At 39.3% G+C, this 21,795-nt stretch carries 14 protein-coding genes; 3 read left to right on the top strand and 11 right to left on the bottom strand.

The annotated features are described in order from the left end of the window. Nucleotides 1-70: 70 nt before the first annotated feature. Complete coding sequence (locus K7X70_RS10070) at nt 71-2,728, top strand: ATP-binding protein (RefSeq protein WP_222536935.1); 2,658 nt, start codon at nt 71-73, stop codon at nt 2,726-2,728. 209 nt (nt 2,729-2,937) lie between these two features. Then, a complete protein-coding gene (locus K7X70_RS10065) occupies nt 2,938-4,311 on the top strand; it encodes a PAS domain-containing protein (protein ID WP_222536934.1) in 1,374 nt (457 codons plus the stop codon). Nucleotides 4,312-4,379: 68 nt separating this feature from the next. Here K7X70_RS10065 and K7X70_RS10060 read toward each other — a convergent pair whose 3' ends face one another. Further along, nucleotides 4,380-5,267, bottom strand: coding sequence for a heparin lyase I family protein (locus tag K7X70_RS10060; RefSeq protein ID WP_222536933.1), 888 nt, complete (start codon nt 5,265-5,267; stop codon nt 4,380-4,382). A gap of 368 nt (nt 5,268-5,635) precedes the next feature. Between K7X70_RS10060 and K7X70_RS10055 the strand changes: the two genes are divergently transcribed. Further along, nucleotides 5,636-6,142 (top strand): pyridoxamine 5'-phosphate oxidase family protein, encoded by a 507-nt coding sequence (locus tag K7X70_RS10055; RefSeq protein WP_222536932.1) that lies wholly within the window; start codon nt 5,636-5,638, stop codon nt 6,140-6,142. Nucleotides 6,143-6,211: 69 nt separating this feature from the next. Here K7X70_RS10055 and K7X70_RS10050 read toward each other — a convergent pair whose 3' ends face one another. The 10 genes from K7X70_RS10050 to K7X70_RS10005 form a co-directional block, all read right to left on the bottom strand. Then, on the bottom strand, nt 6,212-8,536 hold the full coding sequence (locus tag K7X70_RS10050) for a PAS domain S-box protein (RefSeq protein WP_222536931.1): 2,325 nt from the start codon (nt 8,534-8,536) through the stop codon (nt 6,212-6,214). A gap of 12 nt (nt 8,537-8,548) precedes the next feature. Continuing rightward, nucleotides 8,549-11,185 carry a PAS domain-containing hybrid sensor histidine kinase/response regulator gene (locus tag K7X70_RS10045; RefSeq protein ID WP_222536930.1) on the bottom strand — a complete coding sequence of 879 codons (2,637 nt, stop codon included), beginning with the start codon at nt 11,183-11,185 and terminating at the stop codon, nt 8,549-8,551. Next, nucleotides 11,172-12,314, bottom strand: a complete 1,143-nt coding sequence (locus tag K7X70_RS10040) for an FIST signal transduction protein (RefSeq protein WP_222536929.1) — start codon at nt 12,312-12,314, stop codon at nt 11,172-11,174. The genes K7X70_RS10045 and K7X70_RS10040 overlap by 14 nt, the downstream gene beginning before the upstream one ends. A 139-nt stretch (nt 12,315-12,453) precedes the next feature. Further along, the gene (locus K7X70_RS10035) at nt 12,454-13,800 is read right to left on the bottom strand and encodes a sigma-54-dependent transcriptional regulator (RefSeq protein ID WP_222536928.1); all 1,347 of its coding nucleotides are present in this window, start codon (nt 13,798-13,800) and stop codon (nt 12,454-12,456) included. Between the two features lie 61 nt (nt 13,801-13,861). Continuing rightward, nucleotides 13,862-14,947 carry a glycosyltransferase family 4 protein gene (locus K7X70_RS10030; RefSeq protein WP_222536927.1) on the bottom strand — a complete coding sequence of 362 codons (1,086 nt, stop codon included), beginning with the start codon at nt 14,945-14,947 and terminating at the stop codon, nt 13,862-13,864. Between the two features lie 15 nt (nt 14,948-14,962). Next, nucleotides 14,963-16,177: a DUF1972 domain-containing protein gene (locus K7X70_RS10025; RefSeq protein WP_222536926.1), complete on the bottom strand. Its 1,215-nt coding sequence runs from the start codon at nt 16,175-16,177 to the stop codon at nt 14,963-14,965. 85 nt (nt 16,178-16,262) lie between these two features. Next, on the bottom strand, nt 16,263-17,411 hold the full coding sequence (locus K7X70_RS10020; protein WP_222536925.1) for a glycosyltransferase family 4 protein: 1,149 nt from the start codon (nt 17,409-17,411) through the stop codon (nt 16,263-16,265). After that, on the bottom strand, nt 17,408-18,676 hold the full coding sequence (locus K7X70_RS10015) for a glycosyltransferase family 4 protein (RefSeq protein ID WP_222536924.1): 1,269 nt from the start codon (nt 18,674-18,676) through the stop codon (nt 17,408-17,410). The genes K7X70_RS10020 and K7X70_RS10015 overlap by 4 nt, the downstream gene beginning before the upstream one ends. Before the next feature lie 11 nt (nt 18,677-18,687). Next, on the bottom strand, nt 18,688-19,410 hold the full coding sequence (locus K7X70_RS10010; RefSeq protein ID WP_222536923.1) for an acyltransferase: 723 nt from the start codon (nt 19,408-19,410) through the stop codon (nt 18,688-18,690). Beyond that, complete coding sequence (locus K7X70_RS10005; RefSeq protein WP_222536922.1) at nt 19,394-21,787, bottom strand: hypothetical protein; 2,394 nt, start codon at nt 21,785-21,787, stop codon at nt 19,394-19,396. Before K7X70_RS10005 ends, K7X70_RS10010 begins: the two co-directional genes overlap by 17 nt. Nucleotides 21,788-21,795 lie beyond the last annotated feature (8 nt).

Raw genomic sequence — 21,795 nt, 5'->3', positions numbered from 1 at the left:
ACCAATAGGATGATAATGGGTGTAACTTATTAGGCAATCAATTTACAGATTTTTTTAGCACCCAAAATGTATGTCAATCCCAATAGATAATTTTGATCTTTCTACTTTTTTTAAGGAAATACCTTGTGTTGTATTTAGAATTCATGAATATGAAGGTCGTTATTCATTTTTATTTGTCAGTGCTGCAATTGAAAAGGAATTGGAATTGAATCCAAGTTTATTGATTAACGATATGGAAGTACTGCTGAATCTCTTATCAAAACAGCATAGGGAATCATTTCTAAGTTCATTAGAAGTCTCAATAAGTCTGTCAATCCCCTGGAAATGGGAAGGCTATTTTAATTTGCCTTCTGGTAAGAAAAAATGGATACAAGGTTTAGGCGAAATAAGCAGTTCAAGTAAAACTACCATTGATGGGTTTTTTAAGGATGTCACGAAAGAAAAGCACACGTTTGATATGTTTACTGAAACGGGTAAACTCACACAAACGGGATCCTGGGAGCTGGATTTACCTACGAATCACCTTTTCTGGTCTGATGAGGTATACGTAATCCATGAAGTTGAACCGGAAATAGTGCCGGATCTAGATCATGCACTTAGTTTCTATTCTGCCGAAGGCAGGGTCCTGATCATCAATTTAATCGAAAAGGCGGTAAAAAGTGGAGAGTCCTGGGATGCTGAAGTCTCCGTTGTTACAGACAGAGGTAATGAAAAGTGGATCAGGACATCAGGAAAAGCTGTTTTTGAAAATGGAATCGCAGTTAAACTCTATGGGATAATTCAGGATGTTACAGAAAAGCGTTTGTCTGAAGAAATCCTTAGCGTGATCTTTAAATATTCAGCTGATGCTCATTTTTTGTTCGGAACAAAAGGCGTAATTGACTGTAATGATATGGCCATTGTTATGTTGAACTGTAATAATAAAGCGGAGGTGCTTGCTTGCCATCCGGCAGACTTTTCGCCTAAATATCAGCCAGATGGTCGGCTTTCAAGTGAAAAGTCTCTTGAAATGGACAACTTGGCCTATAAAAATGGCTATCATCAATTTGAGTGGCTACATAAGCGGATTAATGGAGAGACTTTTACAGTATTGGTAACATTAAAACCAGTTAATATAAATAGTAAGACTGTATTGTTAGCTGTATGGAACGATATTACAGAACAGAAACATGCGACCGAATTAATCAAGATCAACCAGGCATTACTTTCAGACACTCAGGAGTTGACACATAGCGGCAGTTGGGAGGCTGATTTGGTTACGGGTAAGAACTATTGGTCCGATGAAGCGTTCCGTATTTTTGGATTAATTCCAGAAAAGGAAGGGCCAAATACCCAAAGTTTTGGAAGAATGATCCATCCTGATGATAAGGAAACTTATAAGAGGATAGTTCAACATACAATTGATGAACGAATTACATCTGAATTTAATTTGCGTATTATTTTATCTGATGGTCAAATCAGGTATATCCATGCCATAGGTAAGCCTTTTATTAATGAATATGGAAAAGTGACCAAACTTTACGGTGCCATAATGGATATAACAGCTCAAAAAAACGCTGAAAATGAGTTGATTATGGCAAAAGATTTTGCTGAACAAGCTGCTAATGCGAAATCCCAATTCTTGGCTACCATGAGCCATGAAGTCAGAACCCCTATGAATGCGGTAATTGGTTTTACAAATTTACTTTTGCTGAAAGATCCCAATCCTGAGCAATTGGAATACCTGAAATTACTAAAATTTTCAGGCGATAATTTATTGGTATTAATCAACGATATTCTTGATTTCAGCAAAATGGAAGAAGGGGTAATCACCTTCGAACTGATTGATTTCAGTATACCTGAATTGCTGAAAAATATCCGCTTCTCATTATTGGCAAAAGCGAGGGAGAAAGGACTGGAGTTAGAGCTGTCCATAGACGAGCAGTTATCAGAGGCCGTTATGGGTGACCCTGTTCGTCTGGGGCAAATCTTAACCAATCTGATCAACAATGCTATTAAATTTACATCTAAAGGCAAGGTTAGCATTTCTGCTTTTTTTGTGAGCAGAAACGAGGTTCAAACCATCATTGATTTTGAGGTGACTGATACTGGTATCGGTATACCGAAGGATAAAATGGAATTCATTTTTGAAAGGTTTACCCAGGCAAATGCAGATACCAACAGGAAGTATGGTGGAACTGGCCTTGGACTGGCTATCACAAAGAGACTTATTGAACTAATGGGAGGGAGTATAGAGGTAGAGAGTACGCCTGAGGTCGGTTCCAGTTTTAAATTCGGTTTGAGCTTTAACAATGGCAGTGATGAGCCAATTATAGAACGGAAAATAGTTCCGGTAAAAGCTTTGAAAAATTTAAAGGGAATTAAAGTACTTATGGCCGAGGACAATGAAATTAACGCAATCCTGGTAAAACAATTCATGAAGCTCTGGCAGGTAGAATGTGATGTTGTAGGAAATGGCTTGCTTGCCTTACAACAGGTACAACTAAAGGACTATGATATGGTCTTTATGGATCTACAGATGCCGGTTTTGGATGGATACCAAAGTGCAACAGCCATCAGAGCCTTGTCGGGTGATAAATTTAAGAAACTACCTATAATAGCGCTGACTGCTTCCGCTATGTTGGATGTTCAATACAAAGCATTTGATTCTGGTATGAATGATTACATCAGCAAGCCATTCAAGCCAGATGAACTTTACCACAAAATTGAAATTTACGGCCGCTTATAGAATGGCTGGTGTCTTATTCTGGTCAGCCATTTGGCGGTTGGCGACATTGGTCTCCATAATCGTGGCTATCTAAACAAGAATGGAATTAAATTGTTTTATGACTATAAACCTTAACTTATTCTAAATTTAATGTAGAATTAGCGTTTTATTAGATTTCCTGAATTTTTAGTTCCTATTTTCATTCCATCATCCCACCTAAATCTAAATAAATGCAGGGTACAATTGACCAAAACAGCCTTTATAATTTATTCGAAAAGTCACCTTTGCCAATGTGGGTTTTTGACACTCAGAGCTTGTTCTTTCTAGAGGTAAATCTTGCTGCGGAACTGAAATACGGGTACAGCAAACAGGAATTTTTAAAGCTGAAAATTACCGATATAAGACCCTCGGAAGATGTGGCCGTTGTCAATACTATTGTCAAGGAAAATATTAAAAATGGCAAATATTATAATAATTTTTTTAGGCATGTCAAAAAGAACGGCGAAATGATTTTTGTCGAAATTGAAAGTAACTTAATTGATTTCAATGGAATACGGGCAAGGCTGGTGCTGGCTCAAGACATTACCAGTAGGATTACCGCTGAGCAGCAATTGGCTTTAAGTGAGCAGCGATTCAAAGCCCTGGTTCAGGAAGGATCCGATCTGATCGCAATTGTTGATTTGGAATTGAACTACAAATATGTAAGCCCAACCTCATTAAGGGTTCTGGGAATAGAGTCTAACGCTTTTATTGGTCAAAGCGCTTTGAGTTTCATTCATCCCGATGATGTGAAGCAGGTAGTCAAAGATGCTGAAAAATTAAAAACCAATTATCAGGTGCAGTTCTCCCCATTCAGATTTAAAAACATAAATGAAGAATGGAGGTGGATTGAGACTCGTGCCACAAATCTAAGCGAAGACAGTTCCATTTTAGGAATTGTGTGTAATTCCAGGGACATTACTGAAAGAGTGGAGCAGGAAAAGCAGATTTTTGAGAGCGTTGAACGCTATAAGATTGTGGCCAGAGCCACCAGGGATGTCATCTGGGATTATAACCTTAAAACGAAGAAAATCAGCTGGAACCTTGGAATAAGTGGGGTTTTAAAATATAAGGCCCCCGGGCTGTTAACAGATGCTTCCTGGTGGGAGAATAATATCCATCCTGAAGATCGCCCGAGGGTAGTGGGAAAGATCGGGTCATACATTGAACAGGGCATAGAATTTTGGAAGGATGAATACCGTTTTTTGTGTGGTGATGGTATTTATCGCCATATCATGGACAGAGGATATATTGGATTTGACTCGAATCAAAATCCATATAGAATGATCGGGGCAATGCAGGACATCTCTGAAAGTAAAAAGCAAATGAGCGCCATTAAAGAACAAAACAATAGACTTAAGGAAATTGCTTGGTTACAGTCTCATGCAGTACGGGCACCTTTAACAAAAATCATGGCCTTGGCGGATTTATTGCAATACAATTGTATTGATGAGCATAGTAAGGAACTTATAGAATACCTCAGCCAATCCTCAGTTGAGCTGGATCAGGTGATTACCTCCATCACCAATAAAACAGATAAAACCTCAGGAGGAAATGAGAATTAGGATAGGTTACAAAAGCATTCAAAGAGCGCGCGCTTTTTTGAATGCTTTTGTATTTAGATAACCATAAACTATGGACAAGTAGCGTTTCCTTCTGCAATGCAGAAATTAGCAAAACGAACCTCTTCATCCCTCAATTGCGAAGAATTATTCAGACTGCGATAAATTCCCCATTTTGGCCGGCAAAAAGTGGTGCCTGTTCTCCACAAATCCATATTGGAATTGCTATAAGACATCAAACTTGTGCCATCACTTACTTTATTGATGGTGATGTTATAGGTTCCGGAAGAACCAAATTTAATGGTTTCTACAACTTCCACCCAATTGCCTTTGAACGGGGCCAGGTTAACTGTCTTAACTTTAGTAGTTGTACCTGAGGAGTTGATGTGAATCAGCTCCATTTTGTCTGTATTATTTGCGCCATATCGCGGTGTAATGGTGATTAGGGGAGATCCATCATCACCGTCGCCAGCTTTAATCTGGTGAAGGTGGGTAAAGCTGGAAGAAGCCTTGAAACCTGCATCCATCTTAAATTTCCAGCGATAGGTAACGGTTTCACCATTCGTAGCTTTAAGGTTTGCCGGCGAAGGACCATAAGTTTTAATTTCCGTACGCTGACGATCGCTGGCTTCGCACCTGTCATCGTCTAATGCAACATGTGCGGAAAACACAAATACATTTGTATTGAGCCCGGAATCAAATACTTCACTAATGTGGTCCTGCAGATGTCCGCAATCTGGTACTTCGTAGGCGGTTCCGCCCAGTACGCTATTGAGTAAACTGTAGGTATTTCCCGGGCCATCGGCATTTAAAGTGACACTAACTGCTAAGGTGGAAAGATCAGCGTTGGTTTTATTGGATGACAGCAGGGATTCTGGGTTTTCGGAATCTTGAATGCCATTTTTACAAGAACTAAAAATAAGTCCTGTCAGCAATAAGCTTAAATATTTAATTTTCATTGGGAATGAGTTTAAAATTTTGGTTTACAAATGGTTAGTTTGTGAATCGGCCAATTGCACACTATAAATTTTATGATTTAATTTAAACTATTGGCCGATATTGAAATTTATTTAATTAACCGTATGAGTATTTTACTAAACATAAATAGCATTATTCCTATTTAATCGCTTTCTTGTTTTACATTGATCTCGATTCTTGCGCCTTCCCTGCTGAATTTTATAGCAGCGGCATTTTGTCTTCATGTTTATGCGCTGGTCAAGTGCTAACTATGAAACATATATTTCGTGTACTTGTTATGTATCATAATTGTTCCGGGTGTTGCAGTACAAAGACACTTGGTGTTTAGAAAATCTTTTTAAGAACATTTATGAGTACAGAGAATTTAGATCGCCCTGAGGCAATAGAGAAGTTAAAAACCCTGGTTGATAAGATTGATATTGGAATGATGTGTACCAATACTGCTGATGTTGCTCAGCTTCATGCTGTGCCCATGAGTAGGCAGGAAGTAGATGAGGAAGGTAATTTATGGTTCCTGTTTTCTTCTGAAAGTGAAACTTATCAAAACCTGCAAAAAAGTAATCAGATCAGTGTTTTATACTCGGATATTAGTAATTACAATTTTCTTAGTATTAATGGAATTGCAGTAGTATCTCAGGATAAATCCAGGATAGATAAATACTGGAATAAGATGATCGAGGGCTGGTTTGAAAAAGGAAAAGAAGATCCACGCATTAGAATTTTAAAAGTTAGCCCTTCGGAAGGGCATTATTGGGATAATAAATCAAATAAATTGGTGACCTTTTTAAAAGTTGCAGCAAGTGCAGTTTCGGGCCAAAAACTTGATATAGGCCGTGAGGGAGACCTAAATATATAAGATATAGAAAGCTCCTCTTCAATATTTTAAGAGGAGCTTTTGTTTCCTCATCTACCAACCTGTCTTAACTTACAGTAAGTTGAGGATGGTTTCTATTTCTAAATTCGTTTTGGCTAATAGGACTTCCATGTCAAAAACCAGGAAAGTATCCATATTCTTTAGCTCCATTGCAAGCAATGCTAAAAGATCAAAACCCGCCGCCATTGCAGTACCATAAAGCTTATGGCCAAGGCTGTTTATTGATGGTAGATCCTGTTGTTTTACATACAGTTCAAGACTTAATAGGGAATCCAGCAATTGCTGCTTGATCATTGCTAATAGTTTAGTCAGTCTTTCCTCATCGTGATCACAATACATGTTTAATCGTTCAAGATTAAAGTGCATGGGCTGATTTGTGTTGGGTTGTTCGCTGTTTAAGGTATTCAGAAGCCATTTTTCCAGGAGGAGAAGGATAGTTTCTTCAACAATAGGCTTTAGAACAAAATCATTCATTCCCACTTCAATACACTTTTCTTTTTCACCTTTAACATTGCCGGCAGTTAAAGCAATGATAGGAACATGAGAGGAGTTATCCATCTTTCTTATTCTACTTACTGCTTGATAACCATTGATTTCTGGCATTTGCACATCCATGAAAATGAGATCTACGACTTCGTTTTCTAAATGATTCAGGCATGAAGACCCGTTACCTGCTTCAATAATAATAGATCGGGGCATGATTTTTAAAATGATAGTTTTGAGAAGAAACATGTTGATTTCATTATCTTCAACAATCATGATCTTAAAACAGCAATCTAAATATTGATTTAATGTGGGAGGTGCTGTTGCATAAGGCGATTGTTTTTTGTGAATTAAAGCAGCTTCACCCAGTTCAGTCTTTAAATTAAGGTCAAAATAAAACAAACTCCCTACTCCAATTTCACTAATCAATTCAAGCCTGCTGTCCATTATTTTTAGCAACTTATTTGAAATCGTAAGGCCTAGTCCTGTTCCCCCATATTTTTTAGTAGTAGAGGTGTCTTCCTGTGAAAAAGCCTCGAAAATTTTATCGTATTTGTCTTGTTTAATGCCTATACCAGTATCTCTCACACCGAATCGGATCGTACTTTCTCCTGCTAAATTTTTTAAAGATTCCACTTTGAGTTCGATTTCACCTTTGTCAGTGAATTTTGTCGCATTACTCAGTAAGTTAACTAAAACTTGTTTCAGCCGGACAGCATCGGCCCATATAAAGTTTGGGACATTAGCTGCAATATTTAGTATGACATTTAACTGCTTCTTGTGTGTTTGGAAATGAATGATCTCGGTGGCATGAGAACAGATTTCATAAAGGTCACATTTTTCAATTTCTAATTCCAATTTCCCGGCTTCGATTTTGGAAAAATCAAGAATATCATTAATGATTTCTAAGAGAGTTGTTGCTGATTGATTAACTATGCTGAGATGCTGATGCTGGGTTTTGTTAAGTTTTGTTTTTAAAACCAAGTCTGTAAAGCCAATTATCCCATTTAACGGGGTTCTTATTTCGTGACTCATATTAGCGAGAAACTCGGATTTTGCCATACTTGCTTTTTCAGCATGTATTTTTGCAGTTTTCAGATCTTGTTCCAGGTAATACTGTTCTGTAATGTCCACAGCATTACCTATGATATACGGTTCATCATTTAGCCCATTTTCTAAAACGTTACTAAAAAACCATATCTTTTTATTCCCGGTTTTATCTCTGGTTAGCATCCTTCCACCTGCACTTCCGGTATTTTTAATCGTTTCCAGATATTCCTTTAAGGGAGTGTGGTTGCTTTCAGGAACCACATCAAATAAACTCATAAGTTCAATCTCTTTTCTGGAATAACCTAAAATAGATGCACCGGCATCATTAACGGAAAGGAACTTTCCATTCAGATCATGGGTACACATTAAACCCTGTGAGTTTTCAAAAAAGCGCTTTAATTTTTCTTCACTAATTTTTAGCTGCTGTTGATTTTCAATAGCATCAGTAATATTTCTGCCAATGGCAAAGATCTGACCACTGGATAAGTCGGGTGCTGCGGTCCATTGCAGTGTTTTATAGTCTCCTGCCTTCGTTTTAAACCGATGCGTAAAATTTATAGTATGCTTCCCCTTTTTTAATTCTGCCATCTCTGCTATGGTAATCTGCACATCCTCAGGATGTATGAAGTCAAACAAAGAAATGCTCAACAATACAGCTGTATCCCAGCCAAGTAGGGTCTGGAAGGCAGGGTTAACTTTTTTAAAATATCCATCAGTTCCTGCAATACAAATTAGATCCTGTGATAAATTGAAAAAATGTTTCAACGTAACAGTTTCCTCCATTTCCAGGTCTACTACCTTTTCAATAGATGGTACTGCTTTGATATTGATTTTCCTGCTCATCTTAAATTATAGTTATAATTTAGAGATTACCTCTGTAATTGTGTCTTCCAAGGTCTGTATGAGCGCGTCCAGTCTTCCTGACTCTCCTTCAGCCCCAGAAGATGCTTCAATTTCCTTTACTACTTCTTTCAACCTGACAATACCCATGGTGTCTATGGAGGGTTTCATCCTATGCGCGATTTTAGCCATGAGTACATAATCATTGCTGAGATAGGCAGCTTTTAACTCATGAACTGATTCGGGAACCTGTTCTTTAAAAAGTCGCTTCATTTTATCGATAAACTCAGTATTGCCTCTTGCAATTTTATGTAATTGATTTAAATTATACAGCGGTTCGTTAATTGGGATATGCTCAGGGATTGCCTGGAGTCTTTTTACGTTTTCTCCAAGGCAAGTAGCTACCATATGCAGCAGCTGGGATTCCTCAAATGGCTTTGATAAATAGTCATTAAAACCCGCTTCCAGGCATTTTTGATGGTCTCCTTTTAGCGCTAAAGCGGTCAAGGCGATTGCAGGGATATGCTGAGGTTGTTTGATGCGTATTTCCTTAATAGCTTCCATGCCATCCATTACCGGCATCTGTATATCCATTAATATTAAATCGGGAGCAAACTTCATGACTTGCTCAATTGCTTCCGTACCATTAATCGCTTCCAATACCTCCGCACCATAAGCCTGTAATATCGTAGAGGCCAGTAAACGATTGATCTCATTATCGTCTGTCACCAAAATCACTTTTCCCCTCAAAATTTCGGTATCTGTTTCTGTAATGTCAATCTGAGGTAAGTCTTTAGGACTCCCTTTGGTGAGTTCCAGGAGAATAGAAATGGTGGTGCCTTTGTTTTTTTTACTGTCTACCTCAATTTTGCCATTCATGAGCTCAATCAATTTCTTGGTAATACTCATTCCAAGACCGGTACCTCCATGTTTTCTGGTAATTGAAGCATCTTCCTGGGAGAAATTGTCAAAAAGCTTTTCTTGAAAGGATTGATCCATGCCCAAACCGGTATCTTTCACGGTGATGCTAATCAATTGTTTAGTTGGATAGTCTTTTATCAGCTGGCAACTGAGGTCAACACTGCCTTTGGCGGTAAATTTAATACCATTACTGACTAGGTTTAGTAATATCTGGTTAATTCGGTAGGGATCGCCAATTAATACATTTTGTAAATTGGGATCATTAAAGGCATTGGTCAGTATAATTCCTTTTTCTTCGGCCTTATGACTCATCACCTGTATTGTTCTTAGTAGGAGAGACCGGGGTTCAAAACCTATGTTTTCAAGTGATAACATCCCTGCATCAATTTTACTGAGATCCAATATGTCGTTTATAATCACTAATAGGTTGTCTGCAGCCGCTTTTATAGTGTTTAAGAAAAACGACTGCCCTTCATCTAAATGAGTTTTTCTAAGTTGATTGGACATTCCCAATATTGCATTCATGGGAGTACGGATTTCATGACTCATATTTGCCAGAAACATTTCTTTGGCAAGGGTAGAGGCCTCCGCTTGTTCTTTCGCTTTGATTAATTCCAGTTCAAGTTGCTTCTGTTGGGTGATGTCCAGGTGAATACCAATAGAACCAACTAATTCCGCATTGTCATTAAACCTTGGTGCTGCACTAATTAGCCACCATCTTTTTTGTCCATTTTTATGATTTACCGAAATTTCATAAGTATCAGAAATGCCTTTTTTCCTCAATTCATTTTTTTGAGAAACAATCCTTTTCATCTCTTCATCTAAGATCAGGACTTCGGAAGCCTTTTTTTTAAGTAAATCCTGTTGAGTAAACCCACTCATGGTATAAAAACTATCATTTGCATATTGGATGACCTCCTCATTATCTACCTCGATCAAACCCAAATTCATATTAGCAATGATACCTCTATATTTCTCTTCATTGATTTTTAATGCCTGTTCTGCGAGCTTTCTTTCGGTGATGTCGGTATGAGTGCCCACAATGCGTTCAGGTAACTTATCTTTGGTGAAATCAATGACCATCCCCCTGTCCAATATCCAAAGATAGTGGCCATCTTTGTGCCTCAGCCGAAACTCCCTTTGGTGACTCAATATCTTCCCTTCTGCATAATCACGGTCGGTCTTATTGACGAGTTCCAGATCATCAGGATGTATGCGGTTGAGCCATTCCGTTGAACTATTTTTAAATTCCTCCTCAGTGTAACCTAACATTTTTTTGTATTGTTTTGAAAAGAATACCTCCTGAGTTAGAAAATTATACTCCCAAACTCCATCACCGGCACCTTCTAAAGCAAACTGCCAAAGGCCCTCACTTGATCTCAAGGCTGCTTCACTTTTCTTTCTTTTGTCAATCTCATCCAAAAGTTGTTGTGCAATAAGTAATAAATCATCAGAATCATTATCTGAGTCAGAGCCTAGAAATCCGGCAGCTGACTTCAACTTTTCAACTGATAACTTTTTCACCTGAAGCTCATGCTTTAATTTATTGTTTAGACTCAAATACTGTTCTTCACTTATTCCAAAAGCACGTTCTGCCAACTCAGTATCTCTCTCCAAGGTAGCGTAAGCATCACTGATGACGGATAAAAAACGGAGCATAGCCGGATCAGAAGCCAACTCTTCCGGTAAATGTTTCTTGATCTGACGGGATAAAAGTTTATGGTAATTCATAAAAGGAAGTAATGGTCATGGTTTGGTTATGTAATTGACAATTGCCCCCTTCGTCAAATGGCGATATCTCTCCATACGCATAGAAACCCACCATAGGAGTCTTGTTTCCAAATATTTCACTCACCGCTTCCACTTCTTCTTCAGCCCTGACGCCTAGTATCAGTTTACGGCCAACACAACTTATCAATAGGGAAAAGTTTGGCATGCCATTGTCTTTCGAGAGTGTTTTCTGAGCGGCGATGGCCGCAGCAGCAGTCAGTTTATCAAAGTTGCCTTTCATAAACCTAACCTTTGAACCGATAGGTACATCGCCAGCAAAGGTCATACTTTTGACTGCTTCGTCAATTGATAAAATCGTTCGAACAACCGGTTTTTCAATTCCTGGAATAGTTACTGAAAGCGGAAATAGAAGAGAGGCGGCGGGTAGGTTTTCCACCTCAGAGCCTAGGTATTTTTTATACAAATCAAGTGCATTTTCTTCGTCGATCTCGTAGAGTACATTCGCTTCGGATTTGGTAATCTCCTTTTCTAATCCGAACATATCCCAGCCTCCCTGTGAACCATGCGTGACTAAGAGATTTTTTCCGTAAAAACCAATGGCGATTATTTTACCTTCCGATGGGCCTTCATTCAAGCCTAGCAAAGTAGCCTTGAAATCTGGCCCATCTCCGGCAAGTCCACCCGTAATTAGTATCTTATTTCCAGTAGCATAATTAAGTCCTTTAACAAGTTCACTCCCGTTAACCAAGCTGCCATCCGAAAAAACCATGACATAGCATAAATCTTCTTTGTGGAGCTGGTCAATTAATTTAGCAGCAGCACTGTAACTGTCGGGGAAGTCCTGAATCGATACCGAGGAGCTGCGTAAAGCGGTGTGTTCAAATGTTAACGCAGCACAGATCACTGAATCATCCTGAACATTTTGCCCAAATATTTCTCCGGCTGTACTGCAGATGACAAATTCGGCATTAGGGAAATCAGATCGCAGGCTTTTGCAAAGATCGATTTCGGTAATGCTGTTCTTCCCTGCAAAGCAGAGTACCAGTTGTACCAGATCTGTATCGATACCAGAATCAGACGGGAAGCTTTGCCATTTATTAGTTGAAAACTGAAAAAGTGTTGCGTTCATGATCAGACGATTTCCATTGGTAACGCCAGTTTTGTGCCAAAACAGATTAAAGGGCATAACCACCATTGTAACTGTGTTTATTCAGGTTTTGTACCAGCAGTCTATTCCATGAACTGGAATAAAATCCATTTAATGGAATTTATTCCAGCTCTCCTGCTTTAATCATGTTGTATATCGTGCTTTTGCCTATGTCCAGTACTTTTGCCGTGGCAATCACATCATGGTTGTATTTTTTTAGGTAAAACCTGATGATGTCCTGGTTATGGTCTTTTAGCGTTTTCTCTTCTGTAATCAAAACATTGTCACGACCAATGGTATTAAAAGTGATATCTTCTGCTCTGATTTCATTTTGATCGCACATGACTACAGCCAGGTCAATAATTGCTTTGAGTTCCCTCACATTACCAGGATAAGCATACTTTAATAATTTTTCCTTTGCTGAATTTGAAATGACAACGCCATTCAATTTATTTGCTGAAGTAAACTCATCTGTAAAATGCTTAGCCAAAATAAGAATGTCCTGCCCGCGTAACCTTAAAGGAGGAAGCGCAATTGGTAAACCCATGATCCGGTAATAGAGGTCTTCCCGGAAATTGCCTTTCTTCACTTCTTCCGCTAAATTCTTATGACTGGCTACGATGAGCCTTGCATCAAACTTAATGGTTTCATTTCCTCCAACACGTGTGACTTCTCTTTCCTGAAGTACCCTTAATATTTTGCTCTGTACATTCAGGTCTAATTCTGCAATTTCATCCAAAAAAATCGTACCCCCATTGGCCTCTTCAAATTTCCCTGTTTTACGGGTCAGCGCCCCAGTAAAAGCTCCTTTCTCATAACCAAATAGTTCGCTCTCCACGAGTTCTCTTGGAATTGCCGCCATATTAACGGCAACAAACTTTTTTTTGTTCCGGATGCTATTGTAATGGATTGCTTTGGCGACGATTTCCTTTCCTGTTCCTGTTTCTCCGGTGATAGAAATGTTGATATTGGTTTTAGTCGCTTTTTCCATTAAACCAAATATGCTTTTGATGGCCGGACTCTGACCAATAATGGTCTTTTCGAATGAAAACTTTTGCTCCAGTTCTTCTCTCAGATATTGAACCTCCTTTTTCAGGGACTGATTTTCCCGAATCCGGATAATGCTGTTCCATAGCAAATCTTTAGTGGATTCATCTTTGACCAGATAATCCGAGACCCCCATTTTAAGGAGATCCACAGCTGTGGTAATATTCTCCTGGGAACTGATCACAATAACAGGGACATCCGGCATGATGCTCCGGATAGTCTTATAAAATTTATCCCCTGTAGTATCGGGTAAAGAAAAGTCAATGCTAATGAGATCCGGATTCAAATGTAAGCTGTTGATGCAGTCTGATCCGGTTAAAAACCTGGTTACCTGGTAGTCTGGGTTTAGGGAGAGATGGTAGTTTAGAATTTCACCATACCAAGGGTCATCCTCCACAATGAAAATGCGATAGTTTTCCATAAGAGCTTTTCTCTAAATTACAGAATTTATCCAGAACTAGGAGTCTAAACCACAATTTGTTTCAGTTGGCTATTTCCATTTTTTTTATAAAACGATACCAGCGGTAGAAATAAGTCATGACCTGTAGACTATAGATATAGAAGATCACCATCAGTACCTGTAAAATGATTACCCAGACAATACTGAACAGGCAGATTGCCGCCAGAGAAAATACAAGGAGCAGGATTTGAAGCCTGATAATTTTATGGGTTGCATTAGAATGCATCAGATGATGATGGATGAGCAGGTGATGAAGGTGGGTTTTGTCAGCTGAAAAGGCAGATTTTCCTTTCCATATCCTGGTTAAATACACTCTAACTGAATCTAAAACCGGAATCATACAGCAGGCAGTAATCAATACAATAAAAAAAGGAGTCAGATGAGGTGTCTTTAATTGTGCGGATTGTATAAAATAAATCCCTAAAGTTGAAACCACAAACCCAATCGTTAAAGAACCACTGTCGCCCATAAATACTTGGGCAGGCTTCCAGTTATACTTTAGGAATACCGAAATAGCGGATGCCAGGGGCACTAAAAGAAGCAACCATTCTGTATGGTGGGATAGGATACTCATCACAATGAGTACCAGTATGCTGATGAATCCCAGGCTTCCCACTAATCCGTCAATGCCATCAATAAGGTTAAACGCATTGACTACCCCCATAATGATCAGCACGGTGATGATATATTGTGGAAATGCTGATAATTCATGTATGCCCATAAATCCATAAAGAGAGGTCAGTCTTATCCCGGCAACAGCAATTGCTGTTGCACAGCCTAGCTGGACAACCAGCCGTAATTTGACAGGTAAATCCCAGCGGTCATCTAAAAGTCCAATTAACATCATTGAAACCAGTGTCAAGTAGATGGTTTTGTGAGCGATGATAAAAGTCCATAACAAGCCTGAAAATAATGCCGGAATGAGCAGGCAGAGTACAATTATAAATCCACCTATCGCCGGAATCGGATGGACATGAACCTTTCTGAGGTTCGGTTGATCAACCATTCCCAGGTAGGGACTTATTTTGATCAGAACCGGGAACAACAAGATCGCTGAAGCAAGTGAAAGCAAGGTTAGGGGGACAATGTCTAATAGGAGAGTTTTCATAAGGCTGTGGATTAATTATCTTTTTTCATAAAAGTAGGTGCTGGACTGTAAATGACCCAATTCCAGTTCCAGTAAGCTCTTTTTATTCAGGAAGTTAGAAAAGGCAGATGTGAGTCTTTTTTTCTCAGGAGATTTGATCACTTCAATGATCATAAATTCATATTTGTTGGCAATCAGTTTCCAGGTATACCTGCGGTTTGCAATTCCTTTCATGACCATTGCCGATTGCTTGAGCTCAGCTATGCTTTTATCCTTGATGAGCATTTTGAGTTCTTGTATGCTGCTGAAATACATTGCTTTCCCTTCTGTGGTTGTTTTGTTGTAAGTGACGCCATAGGCCATCACGGGTAAGCCTAGAAACATGGCCTCCACAAGTGATGGATTTGTGCCGCCAGCACTATGGCCATGTATGTAAACGTAGCAGTTACTTCTCAATACATCTAAATCCCTTTGGTTGTAAATGGGATCAAGTAAAATGATGTTGGCAAAATTGCCATATTGATTTCTCATCTCTATTCCATAGTCGCTGTTGCCCCAGTTCCCAACCATCACCAAGGTGTGCTTTGGCAGGACAGAAAATGCTTTGAGTATCATCTCAATGTTGTTTTCCGGTTCAATTCGACAGACATTAAATGCGTATGGTGCTTTTAAAAAAGGATAATTCTTTCGGTCCAGCTCTGTTGAACGGACATTCAAGGTATGGTCTGCACCATATTCAATGATGTTACTTAACGTTTTGTAACGAATGGCGGTATAATCCTGAATGGACTCATTATCTGCAATATCTGCATGGGAACATTTGACCGCCATCCATTCTGCCATCCATAGGTACAATCGACCAAGTTTACTCCATTTGTTGCGTTTCCATTCGATGCCGTCAATGGAAATCAGGATCTTTTTATTACTAAATAACCTGACAAATGGAAGTATAAATCCTCCGCTTACCCCCAAAATTAACAAGACATCAGCATACCATAAGGCATGTAAAATGCTAATGCAATCATATACAATGCTCTGAATCCCATTGGCCTTAAATGGCAGATAGATCAGCCTTGCATTCTTGTATGTTTTTTTTCGCTCAGGTTTCGGATAGGCCGTAGAGGAACAATAAACTGAGATGTCCCATTTAATGCCTAAATGTTCTACCAGATGTGAAGCGAGCGTTTCAAAGCCCCCGTATTTGGCTGGTAAACCTACAGTACCAATAATGGCAATTTTATTCTTTTTCATGACTTACTGTTTCTATACGCTTTTCATTTTCCAGGCCAAAGCTATAAATGCCCTCTGCGATACTGTTAGCGTGGTTTTCTATGGATTAGAATTCCATTTTTTGGACTAATATTCCATCTGGTGTGATTGCTGTCGTTTTTTTAACGACGTAAAAACAATGGTTAATTTGATGGCTAAAGTTTTGTTGGGAGAATTTCTTTGCTTTTGCGCTGGCTGCTAAAGACATTTTATCGTAATAGCCCGGATTGGAGGAAAGTTTTACAATTGCCCATATCACTTCATGTATATGCGTAACGTCAATTTGTAATCCCTCAACTCCATCTGCCACAACTTCGGTAATTCCACCAACGGGAGGGACAATAGAAGGTAAGCCATATACCATTCCTTCAAGAATAGTCATTCCAAAGGTTTCTACCCACTGCCCAGGCCTGGATAAGTTGACAATTAAATCTGCATTTAAATAAAAGTTACTGGTATCTTCCTGTACGGGATAAACCTGGCAGTTTTCAGGAATCGCTGCATTGCGTTTAAAAGCATCGGTCTCCGCTATAGATGCATTTAAAACCAATCGGAATTCTAAGAAAGGAAGCTTCTTAGCAATCGCTGCAAATTCATAGATGCCTTTATAAGCTTTAGCTGAACACAGCATCAGTACGGTAAATTTACGTTCCGTACGTACCCTTGTTTTTAAAGTCGCATTTCTTACAAATGAGTCTGGCAAAGCATTGTAAATCACAATGCTTTTTTCCTCGGCAAAATCAAACTGTGCTTTTACGTAATGAGAAACAAATAACAATTCGTTCGCGCATAGCTTTGCCGTTTTAACTAGCAATGCCTTGAAAAGGGCAGGATTGATGCTGACTTCATGGACATGGTAGACTACTTTTGAGCCCGCACAAAGGCCCGCTAATGCTGCTCCAAAAGGGAGCAGCGTATTAATATACACCGTGTCTTCTCTTCTTAAAAATAACAGCAGGCGACTAAATAAAACCAACTGGGCCCATAAGTAAAAGATCAGGGTGATGAGTTTATTAGGACTCCATTTGTAAAAAATGGGATGTATGTTGATGCCTTCAATAGTACTCAGTATACCTTTTCCAGATGGAGTTGCAGTATATAAATGAACTTCAGATTTTAGTTTTAAAAGTTCAAGTGCCTGTCTGAGGACCATCGGACTGCCACTGAAATCATTTAACATATGAACGGCGATAACTCTTTTTTTAGGCGTATTCATGAGGGTATGTTTTTAAGGTTAACGATCTTTTTGTTTAATACCTGGGCGTAAACTTCTTTTAGCATATCACCCCGGATGTTCCAGTTTAGCATCGCTTCATAACGATGGTCTACCAGCTTTTTTTCTACCTTGATATAATCAGGATCGATCATTAAGGCGGTTAATTTGTCGGCAAGAATTCCTACCGTCTCCTGGTAATCTCCGTATGGAACAATGAGGTCTGAGCTAGGAGGAACCAATTCGCCAGGACCACAATTTTTCAAACAAATTACAGGCAGTCCATAGCTCATGGCTTCCGGAACAACCATTCCCGCACCTTCATGCGAAGGGAACAGAAAAACAGAAGCCGAAGCATAGATTTCTTTTAAGCGAACTCTTGGTAACCAGTCTACAAATGTGACTGCCTGACCCATCTCTTCTGCAATGACCAGATTTTGTAGTTGACTTTTTAATGGACCAGAGCCAATGATAGTCAGTTTGGTGTTTTTGCGAATAGAAAGGGGTAAATGCCTGTAGAATTTTGCAAAACTCCTAATTGTGAGGTCAAAACCTTTAAGTGGGACAAACCTTCCTATAGAAATCACATGAAATGATTCCTCTTTTTTTAGAGGTTGAAATGTTTGAGCCCGTTCAGCTGCAACAGAAGGATGAATGATGAATTTTTCTTTTAGCCGAAGTTGCTTTACCGATTCAGAATTCATGCAAATAACCATATCAGCCTTAATTTTACAGAGATAAAGAAAAGGGTCAAGGTACCAGAAGATGTTTTTTAAAGCCCACAATGCGCGATCTTTATAGTAGGCAAGTCTTCCATAAACAGGAAGGATAAATGCTTTCGGTATTTTTGGATGATGGCCAACATGCCCCCAAACCATTGGCTTGCCCAATATCCAAAGAAAGGACGGAGTCCAGTCATTGTGGAAATTTAAATTGTGAACGAGGTCTACATGATAGTTTTTCCATTTTAACCAAATGGCTAAAGTAAGCTGCCATCCGTAATAATAAAACATACTTAAAAATGGGCCTTTTTTCCATTGGATAGCCCATTCCGGCCAATCAAAAAATAGAAATGATAACCTTGAAAAGGTGCTGTTAAGTTCTTCATGTTCTCCAATATATTGTTCAATAGCCGGCCTGTTGTTTTTGCGGGTCACTATAATTGCTTCCTGAAAACGTGCCACTTGCATCATCATATTCCATCCCATTGCATCTTCAGAACCTTTATAAGGATTTAAGGCATAAGCCGTGAGGAGTATCTTTTTCATGTGCGGTAGGGTTAATTTGCTTTAATGATTTCCTTCTCAGTAAAAGGCAGCCTGGTTTTGAGCAAGCGCGCAGGTACACCACCGATGATGGAGTTGGCAGGAAATGATTTATTGACTACCGCTCCTGCAGCAATTACAGATCCCTGTCCAATCTTCACGCCGTCAAGAATGGTTACCTTACTGCCAATCCAACAGTTTTTTCCTATATGAATGCCGGTCCGGATAACTCCTTGATTCCTTATCGGTGTAGCTAAATCATCAAACAGGTGGTTTTCCGGATGACAACTGAAATATTGTCCGATGATACAATCATCACCAATATGTAGTCCACCTGCTCCCCCCAAATAGGCAAATTCACCAATTCCAACATTATTTCCGATTTCAATGTATTTTCCGATGCGATCAAATGAAGTAGCCAGGATCAACCTGCTGTAAGCGCCAATTCCAACATTGTTTCCGAGTCTGATCCCTTCCGTTCCAAGGGCACTGATCATTACATGGTCTGCTATTTTAACATAATTACCCCAACGGATGTGTGAAAGGACAAAAAACTGAACTCCGGTTCCCAGCATCATCCTTTTAGGATTTCTAAAATATAAAAAGAGGCGGAGTCCTCTGACTAAGGTTATCAACTGTTTGAAGGCGAAATGAAGAATAATCCTTAGGCTTAAATGCTGATCGAATCGAAAGGAAGGGTTTCTGAATCGGATCAATTTTTCAATGATAGCTTTCATCGTGCTGAAGTTTTATATAGTTGAATACAGTGGTAAGGGTAGTGCTGAGCTGCAAATTTTCGAGTGGAATATATAGCGCTTGCGGAGAATTCACTTTTAACTTGTCAAAGAGCATCAGGTAACTTTTTGTCAGTTTTCGAATGGTTTGCCCATCCAGTTCTTGTTTCCGCTCCATAATGAGCTGCTCATCTGCGAAAAGGAAAAAATTAAGCTTGGGCTGAACAAGAAATCGATACCACCAGGCTGTAAAAGAGGAGGGAAGTACAATGTTACTTCTCTTAGCATCATTGATGAAATCAAAATAATAACGGTCGTACAGTACAATATACCCTTGGGATACATAGCGAAGTTGTATGAACCATTGACCTATTAAATAATCCAGGTAATAATAGCCAAATCGCAGGATGGAAGACCATTTGTTCTGATTGCTGCCCAGGCGGGGCAAAGAATTTGCCGCTTTATATTCTGCTTGCACTTTGCCATATTTCCAGGAACTGATAATTGGCAGCAGACCTGGCCGGTGGCGAAGAACCACCACTTTCCGCCTCAATCTCTTGTCTATTAACCGTTGAATATGTGAAATTACGGTGCTCTTCCCGGCACCATCAACACCACTAAAGGTGATGACAAAACCATGATTTGAAAAGCAGCTTCTCAGCGTATCCATCCCATATTCTGCCAGATGCAGATATTTTCTCCAACCGCTGTTTTGCCTGCTTTTTTGATATTCCTCAGTCTTATTCTGTGCTGGAAAGGAATAGGTAATCTGTAATAATGGCTGATAGCGTTCCGGAACTTCAGCATGATTTAAGAGGTAAAAAAGCCTGATGTATTCAGCGTTCTCTTCTTTACTGGGTATTTTTAGCCCCCCAGGATGTAGGGTGGTATTGTCAAGTAAAGTTGCCGCACTTAAAAACACAAACGCTTTTCTTTTGAAAGTATAGATCAAATCAATATGAATAAGACTTCCATCCAGGCAAACCAACTCCAATTGAGTCATAAAGCTTTTCCTGGAAAGGAAGATTTTAACAATCAGGGGATGTTGCTTTAATTCCTTGATTAGCATTTTTGCATCCTGATGCGTAATGCAAAGGTCAATATCCGAATCCTCAGGCAGTGTTTCAATTCCCTCATACATCCATTTCAAAGCGGCGTATTTTTTGGTGCGGAGTAACACTCCAAGATCGATCAATACCGTATTTCTGACCGCTTCAACCTGGTGCTTTTGCAATTGCATACTGAGTGCTTCATTCCAGGTTTTTAATAGCCAGTTGACCTGGGTATGCCATTGTGGCTGCTGGGCATAAACATGGAGGTAATAGGCAATAGTATAAAGTAAATACATAGTTTCGGCTTGCGCTGGGTCAATTTGATGCGCTTCGAAAAATCTGATAAAGTCTGGATTGGCAAATAGCCGATCCAGTTCTTTTCTAATGGCAGCATAGCTATTGTTGCCGATTAATATGTTTGATTGATATATAAAATGAAACAAATCAAATAAGGCCGGCATATCATTCTGACTGAGCTCAAGATCAATGATATGGAGTTTTTCAGCTTTGATCATGACGTTCCAGGGGGTAAAGTCGCCATGGGAATTACTACTAATGAATGTTTTAGGAACAGGATTGCTGTTTAGCAATACCTCCAGTTTCTTTATCATTTGATTTGGAATTCTGTGGTCATTGAGCAGGCTTAAATTTGAGATCATCTCCTCAAGTTTAATTTTAAATGAGGATGCTTCATAAGTTTGAATCCTTAAACCCCTTTCCAGCCAGGTTTTTACCGCGTTATATGGAAGTTGGTCGAATCTGTTTCTTCTGGTCGTTCCCTGACCGATGTCCTGTATTTTTAAAATATCATTGCTGAATATGGTTGATGCTGGGACGATAATGTTAGTTTGATGGATCTCCGAAAAGGATTTTAGTGTCTCGGCCTCCCTTTGGAGATTTGCTGCTGCCAATGGGCCAGTAGGGATTTTGTAAAAATAACCTGTATGGAGTTCTGGTGCAAGGTGCCATAAAATCGCTTTCCTACCTGGACCAGCAGTCCCTGAAAACCAGGCCCATCTATGGTCTTTGGTATAAGGTCTGGAAGTGTACATCTTGAACATTCCTCCTCTTAAAAAAGCCAGCATGCCTAACTTCGCTAGAATCGAAGCCGTAATAACAAACAGCATGGCCTTGAAACCACTAGGGTGATAAAATTTCAGGAAATCAGCATGTCTGACTCTGGAAGGCCAAACCCAGCGTATGCTGCCATCAGGGTTACAGATGTAATTGCAGGGAATAGCATTTGATGTCAATAAGTTGGCCTTCAACGTTACAGGTATTCCTAATTGTCTTAACGATTGGATGAAAATTTCTCTATCGGGATGCATAGCTTTAA

Origin of the sequence: Pedobacter polysacchareus, assembly GCF_019802255.1 — a bacterium.
Classification (GTDB): domain Bacteria; phylum Bacteroidota; class Bacteroidia; order Sphingobacteriales; family Sphingobacteriaceae; genus Pedobacter; species Pedobacter polysacchareus.
The sequence above is the reverse complement of the archived record's forward strand: the minus strand, read 5'-3'. Positions and strand labels throughout refer to the sequence as shown.

Bases quoted from the DNA above. Each gene is read 5' to 3' on its own strand.
- K7X70_RS10045 (WP_222536930.1), bottom strand. From the start codon at position 11,185: ATGAATTACCATAAACTTTTATCCCGTCAGATCAAGAAACATTTACCG.
- K7X70_RS10040 (WP_222536929.1), bottom strand. From the start codon at position 12,314: ATGAACGCAACACTTTTTCAGTTTTCAACTAATAAATGGCAAAGCTTC.
- K7X70_RS10050 (WP_222536931.1), bottom strand. From the start codon at position 8,536: ATGAGCAGGAAAATCAATATCAAAGCAGTACCATCTATTGAAAAGGTA.
- K7X70_RS10010 (WP_222536923.1), bottom strand. From the start codon at position 19,410: ATGAAAGCTATCATTGAAAAATTGATCCGATTCAGAAACCCTTCCTTT.
- K7X70_RS10015 (WP_222536924.1), bottom strand. From the start codon at position 18,676: ATGAAAAAGATACTCCTCACGGCTTATGCCTTAAATCCTTATAAAGGT.
- K7X70_RS10065 (WP_222536934.1), top strand. From the start codon at position 2,938: ATGCAGGGTACAATTGACCAAAACAGCCTTTATAATTTATTCGAAAAG.
- K7X70_RS10070 (WP_222536935.1), top strand. From the start codon at position 71: ATGTCAATCCCAATAGATAATTTTGATCTTTCTACTTTTTTTAAGGAA.
- K7X70_RS10060 (WP_222536933.1), bottom strand. From the start codon at position 5,267: ATGAAAATTAAATATTTAAGCTTATTGCTGACAGGACTTATTTTTAGT.
- K7X70_RS10025 (WP_222536926.1), bottom strand. From the start codon at position 16,177: ATGAAAAAGAATAAAATTGCCATTATTGGTACTGTAGGTTTACCAGCC.
- K7X70_RS10020 (WP_222536925.1), bottom strand. From the start codon at position 17,411: ATGAATACGCCTAAAAAAAGAGTTATCGCCGTTCATATGTTAAATGAT.
- K7X70_RS10005 (WP_222536922.1), bottom strand. From the start codon at position 21,787: ATGCATCCCGATAGAGAAATTTTCATCCAATCGTTAAGACAATTAGGA.
- K7X70_RS10030 (WP_222536927.1), bottom strand. From the start codon at position 14,947: ATGAAAACTCTCCTATTAGACATTGTCCCCCTAACCTTGCTTTCACTT.
- K7X70_RS10035 (WP_222536928.1), bottom strand. From the start codon at position 13,800: ATGGAAAACTATCGCATTTTCATTGTGGAGGATGACCCTTGGTATGGT.
- K7X70_RS10055 (WP_222536932.1), top strand. From the start codon at position 5,636: ATGAGTACAGAGAATTTAGATCGCCCTGAGGCAATAGAGAAGTTAAAA.